4 protein-coding genes are annotated in these 6,143 nt (G+C 73.8%); 2 read left to right on the forward strand and 2 right to left on the reverse strand.

Annotated elements, in window-relative coordinates:
* Positions 1–3 precede the first annotated feature (3 nt).
* Entirely contained in the window at positions 4–249 is a 246-nt protein-coding gene (locus ALMP_RS08025) for a hypothetical protein (protein ID WP_264925551.1), read from the reverse strand.
* 90 nt (positions 250–339) lie between these two features.
* Positions 340–2,580 (reverse strand): glycoside hydrolase family 9 protein, encoded by a 2,241-nt coding sequence (locus ALMP_RS08030; protein ID WP_264925552.1) that lies wholly within the window; start codon positions 2,578–2,580, stop codon positions 340–342.
* Between the two features lie 425 nt (positions 2,581–3,005).
* Between ALMP_RS08030 and ALMP_RS08035 the strand changes: the two genes are divergently transcribed.
* Both ALMP_RS08035 and ALMP_RS08040 read left to right on the forward strand, forming a co-directional pair.
* Positions 3,006–5,387, forward strand: coding sequence for a SpoIIE family protein phosphatase (locus ALMP_RS08035; protein ID WP_264925553.1), 2,382 nt, complete (start codon positions 3,006–3,008; stop codon positions 5,385–5,387).
* A 92-nt stretch (positions 5,388–5,479) separates the two neighbouring features.
* A complete protein-coding gene (locus tag ALMP_RS08040; RefSeq protein WP_264925554.1) occupies positions 5,480–6,067 on the forward strand; it encodes a DUF4232 domain-containing protein in 588 nt (195 codons plus the stop codon).
* The last annotated feature ends 76 nt before the right edge of the window (positions 6,068–6,143 follow it).

Below are 6,143 nucleotides of genomic sequence, written 5' to 3' on the forward strand. Positions count from 1 at the left end.
CGGTCAGGCGACCCGCCCCTCGCCCTTGTGGGGTGGTTCGTCGTCGGGGAAGGCGGCCGCGAACTCGTCGGCGTGGGACGCGAAGAAGGTGCGGAAGGCCTCCGCGCCCTCCTGCAGCGCCCGGTGCCGCGCGATGTCGGCCGCGGCCGCCTCCCGCACGAGTGCCTTCATCGACGTACCGCGTTCCTTGGCGATCTGCCGCAGGTCCTCCAGCTCGCGATCGCTGAATTCCACATTGAGGGCTGGCATGCCCCTCACGGTACCGCCCGGGTACTTACCCGTAAATATCCCCAGGTCAGGTCGGCGCCCGGGCGGTACCTCACGCAGGTCGGCGGCGGGCTATCCCTGGTCGGCCACGAAGGACGCCATCCGGGTCAGGGCCGCGTTCCAGTTGATCGCGGTCTCGTTCGTCGACCAGGACTGGATGTCGTCGATGTAGCAGAACTGCCCGACGCAGCCCTTGAGTTTGCTCTGTGCGTAGGGGTCCTGGATGCTCGAGTTCGGCCCGCCCGCGAGGGTGCCGTCCGGCGGCGCCGGCAGGGCCGGGTCGAGCTGGCGGGCGTACCAGCGGCTGTGCAGGTTGTGGGCGTTGACCTCGCCGTAGCCGGTGACGTAGGAGATGTTGAGCGCGTTGCGGCCCAGCACGTAGTCCATGCTCTGGACGGCTCCGTCGCGGTACTTCGCGCCGCCCGTGATGTCATAGGCGGTGGCGAGGACGACGGCGTTGTTGAGGACCTGGTGGGCGGAGCCCCAGTCGTAGCGGTTGCCGTCGGGGGTGTAGGGCATGCCGTAGGGGTGGGCGCGCAGGGTGGCGAGGTAGGTGTCGGCGCCCGCGACCACGGAGCGGCGGACCTTGTCGCGGCCGGGGAGCTTGCTCGGGACGGTCGCGAGGTCGAGGCGGGCCGCGGCGGCGGTCCGGGCCCAGTCGAAGCCGTACGGGCCGAAGACGTCCGCCGTGTGGACGGGTGAGTTCAGCACGTGGTCGGCGAACGGCCGCTCACCGGTGGTCAGGTACAGCTCGGCCGCCGCCCAGTAGAACTCGTCGGTGACGTTGTCGTCGTTGTAGGCGCCGCCGCCGATGCCGTCGGCCGGGTCCGCGTACACGGCCGGGTGGGCGAGGGCCGCGGTCCAGGCCTTGCGGGCGGCCGTCAGCGCCCGCGCGGCGAAGGCCCGGTCGTAGGGCTTGTACAGGCGGGCCGCCTGCGCCGCGGTCGCGGCCAGGTTCAGGGTGGCCGCCGTGGTCGGCGGGTGCAGTTCACGCTTCTGCGGGTCGTCGCTCGGCAGCAGCGGCAGGCCGGTCCACTGCTGGTCGTGGATCTTGTGGTGGGCCATTCCGGCCAGCGGCCGCCCGTCCGGCACCTGCATCCGCAGCAGGAACTCCAGCTCCCAGCGGGCCTCGTCGAGGATGTCCGGCACCTTGTTGCCGCTCTCGGGCAGGGTGAGCTTGCCGTCGCCGAGCTTCGCCGGGTCGCCGGTGCGGGCGGTCAGCGCGCGTTCATGGGTGCTCAGCAGTTCCCAGGTGGCGATACCGCCGTTGACGACGTACTTGCCGTGGTCCCCGGCGTCGTACCAGCCGCCGGAGACGTCGAGGGTGTAGTCGCACACGCCCGGCTGGCAGGGGACGGCCGTGTCGCCCTGGTTGGGGGCGACGCCGACGTGTCCCGCGGCGCGGCCGTAGCCGGGGCGCAGGTCGTCGCGGATCGCGATGCCGCTGCGCTGCGGGTAGAAGTACTTCACGGCGTCCAGCCGCAGCCGCTCGTAGGCGGCCGTGCCGATGTCGAACGGGCGGCTGGCCTCCCCGTCGGCGACCAGCGTGAGGCCGGTGCCGCGCGTGCGGTACCCGCCGAAGTCGATGGAGTGGACGTTCTGCCCGGAGGAGACGTCCACCCCGCGCGGTACGGTCCAGCCGCGCGCGACCGTCGCTCCGGCGGCGTTCCTCAACTGCCAGGGCAGCTTCGCGGTCGCGTCGGTGACGAGGGTGGCGTTCTTCGGCCCGGCGGGCAGGTAGCCGACCTGGTTGACGCGCACCCGGGGCCCGGTGTCGGGCTCGTACACCTCCGGCGGCACCCCGCCCAGCAGGGAGACGTCGTCCACGCAGAACCGCCACGGGTCCGCGCTCCCGCCGACCTGGAAGGAGACCTGGCCCTGGGAGGAGTCGACCTGCGAGGTGAAGGTGTAGGAGTACGAGCCGGGCGACTCGGCCAGCACCGGGCTCGCCTCCTGCCAGGTGTCGTACGGGGCGACCGACTGGCCGACGATCGCCCGCACGACATGTCCCTCGGGCAGGCCCGACGCCTTGAAGGAGAACCGGTACGTCTCGCCCTTCACCAGGGTGATGCCGTCCTGGCCGACCGCGGAGTCCCAGCGGTTGACGGTGCCGCCCGGCACGTCCGCGCAGAGCCGGCCCTCGGCCGGGGCGGCGCCGACGTTGCTGGTCCACCACCCGTCGGTGGAGGTGTCGAAGGTGCCGTTCCTGATCTGCTCGGTCTCCTCGGCCCCCGCCTGCTGCGCGGGCAGCGCGGTCATCGCCGTGCCCAGCAGGGCGGCCAGGGTCAGCAGGGTCGTTCTGCGTCGTTTCACGTCCGGGCTCCTCCGGGGGGTGCGGTGGGCGCCCCCGATGGGAGCGCTCCCAAATGCAGACGCAGGCCATGCTTGTTGCAGTCATGACACCCCGTCAACGGTCCGGACGGGACGGTTTTCTCCCGCCCGGGCCCGGGGTGGCCGGATCTCCAGCCTGTTGACGTCTCCCTCATCAGAAATCAGAAGTACTCACACCTCATCGACAACAAACAGAACCTGACGCCGCACCACTCCGGCCCGTCAAGGGCGCGGTCCCGCCCTTCTCGCCCCCCGTCCCGCCCGCGCCGGCCTGGCCGGATATCGCCCTTGACGGGCGCATCACCGGCTGTGCGGGGGTTCTCCGCCGCGCCCGAGCCGTACGCATTAAGGTGGAACGCAAGTGGCTTGCCTGTTCACTGTGAGTGTCCGCGATGGAGTGGGGACGAATGAGCCCGGACTACCCGTTCGACGATGCCTCGGCGGCACGGGCGGTCATCCACGAGGACGGCACGGTGGCCGCGTGGAGCGAGGGGGCGCGCCGGCTGCTCGGCCATCTCCCGTCCCAGGTCGTGGGCCGTCCGGCCGCGGAGCTGCTCGCCGACAGCCAGGGAATCCGGCCGCCCGGGACCGCGGAGGAACGCTGGAGCGGCACCCTCGCGCTGCGCCACAGCGACGGCCACACCGTCTCGGTGTGGGTGCTCGCCCACCTCAGGCGGCCCGGGGGCGACGGCCCGGCCACCTGGCTCGCCGTGACCCCGCTCACGGACGGATGTCCGTCGCCCGAGGACGACGACCTGATGCGGATCGCCCTCACGCAGTCCCCCTGCGCGACGATGGTCTTCGACGAGCGGCTGCGGCTGCACGGCGTCAACGACGCCATGGCCGAGCTGGTCGAGCTGCCGGCCGCCCGCGTCCGGGGCCTGCGCACCACCGACTTCGGCGCCGGCCCGCAGTACGCGGAGATCGAGACGTATCTGCGCCGGGCGCTCGCCACCGGGGAGCGCCAGGAGATGCAGACCTACATGAAGGCCACGAGCGAGACTCGCGCGCACGCCTGGCTGGCCCGGATGGCCCCGCTGACCGACGCCGCCGGCCGGGTGCGGGGCGTCTGTGTGACCGCCCACGACTTCACCGAGCACTTCCTCGCCCGGGAGCGGCTCCAGCTGGTCAACGAGGCGAGCGTGCGCATCGGCACCACCCTCGACATCACCCGCACCGCGCGGGAGCTGGCGGAGGTGTGCGTGCCCGCGCTGGCCGACTTCGTCAGCGTCGACCTGCTCGATCCGCAGGAGTACGGCGGGGAGGCCACCGGCCCGCTGACCGCGCCCCTCCGGCTGCGGCGGGCGGCCCATCACTCGATCAACCCGGACGCCCCGGAAGCCGTCGCCGAGCCGGGCCAGGTGGACACCTACCCGGGCATCTCCCCGCAGGCCACCTCGCTGATCGCGGGCCGGACGGTCGTGACGGCGGTGCCGACGGGCGACCTGGACGAGTGGCGCGCCTGGGACGAGCGGCGGGTCCAGCGGGTCAAGGAGTTCGGCATCCACTCCACGATGTCCGTCCCGCTGCTGGCCCGCGGCACCAGCCTCGGCGTCGTCGTCTTCACCCGGTACCGGCGCCCCGACCCGTTCTCGTCCGACGACGTGCTGCTGGCCGAGGAGGTCACGGCCCGCGCCGCCGTCTGCATCGACAACGCCCGCCGGTACTCGCGCGAGCGGGAGACCGCCCTCGCCCTCCAGCGCAGTCTGCTCCCCCGCAGCCTGCCGCGGACGGCCGCCGTCGACGCCGCCTCCCGGTACCTGCCGGCCGCCCGGGCGGGGGTGGGCGGCGACTGGTTCGACGTGATCCCGCTGTCCGGGATGCGGGTGGCGATGGTGGTGGGTGACGTGGTCGGGCACGGCATCCAGGCCTCCGCGACCATGGGCCGGCTGCGCACCGCCGTGCGCACCCTCGCCGACATCGACCTGGCCCCCGACGAGCTGCTCACCCACCTCGACGACCTGGTGGTGCGGCTGTCGGAGGAGGCCGGCGGCGACGGCAGCACCGGCGAGGTCGGCGCGACCTGCCTGTACGCGGTGTACGACCCGGTGTCCCGGCGGTGCGCCATGGCGCGGGCCGGGCATCCTTCGCCCCTGCTGCTGCCGCCGGACGGCACGCCCCGCCGGGTGGAGCTGCCCGCCGGTCCCCCACTGGGCCTGGGCGGGCTGCCCTTCGAGTCGGCCGAGCTGCATCTGACCGAGGGCACGGTGCTCGCCTTCTACACCGACGGTCTGGTCGAGTCCCGGGAGCGGGACGTGGACGCCGGCCACCGGCTGCTCAGCGACACGCTCGCCGCGTCCTCGGGCCCCCTGGAGGAGACCTGCGACCGTGTCCTGCACGCCCTGCTCCCCCAGGGCGGCGCCGCCGACGACGTGGCGCTGCTGCTCGCCCGCACCCGGGGGCTGCCCGCCTCGCAGGTGGCGACGTGGGACATCCCCGCCGACCCGGCGCTGGTCGCGCCGATCCGCAAGCAGGTCGTCGACCGGTTGGCGCGCTGGTCGCTGAGCGAGGCGTCGTTCACGGCGGAGCTGGTGGTGAGCGAGCTGGTCACCAACGCCATCCGGTACGGCGCCCGGCCCATCCGGCTCCGGCTGATCCATGACGCGGCCACGCTGATCTGCGAGGTGTCCGACACCAACCACACCGCCCCGCACCTGCGCCGGGCGAAGACCTGGGACGAGGGCGGCCGCGGGCTGCTGCTGGTCGCCCAGCTCACCCAGCGGTGGGGCACCAGGCACACCGCCGACGGGAAGACGATCTGGGCGGAAATCGGGCTGCTGGAGGAGTGAGACCGCGCGCCCCCCGCGCGGGAGTGTCGGCCGGGACCGGCCCGGGCACACGGTCCGTGGGTCCGCCCCGCACCCGGAGAGAGGTGGCGCTCATGGTCGCTGTCGGACGTCCCCCGCTGGTGGCGGCGGGCGCCGTCGCGGTGCTCGCTCTGGTGAGCGGCTGCGACACGGGAACGGACAGCGGTGCCGGGTCCGCCCTTCGCACGTCGTCCGCGCCGTCCCCGACCGAGGCCCGGGCCGGCTCCAGCCCGTCGGACGACCCCCGCTGCCGCACCGCGCAGCTGCGGGCGTCCGTCGGGCGCAACGATCCCGGCGCCGGGCAGGCCAATTTCCCGGTCGTGCTCACCAACACCTCCGCGCGGGACTGCACCGTGCGCGGATATCCGGGCGCCGCGTTCCTGGACGCCGCCGGCCGGCGGCTCGGGGCGGACCCGCGGCGCGAGCCGGGCGACCCGCCGGTCACCGTGACCCTGGCGCCGGGCGACAGCGCGTGGGCCGGGCTGACGTTCTCCCGCCCCGAGGTCAGCGGAGCCCGCGCGGCCACGCCCACGACGCTGCTGGTCACCCCGCCGGACGAGCGGGAGCCGTTGCGGGTGGCGTGGACCGGGGGCGAGGTCCCGGTGTCGGGCACCGCGTCCACGGTGCGCCTGACCGTACTCGCGCCCGGCACCGGGCCCTGACACCGGCGCGGCGCGGGCACCGCGCGGGCGGTGCGCTCAGTGGCGCCCGCCGTAGCCGCCCGGGCCGCCGTAGCCG

This window comes from Streptomyces sp. A012304 (assembly GCF_026008495.1).
Taxonomy (GTDB): domain Bacteria; phylum Actinomycetota; class Actinomycetes; order Streptomycetales; family Streptomycetaceae; genus Streptomyces.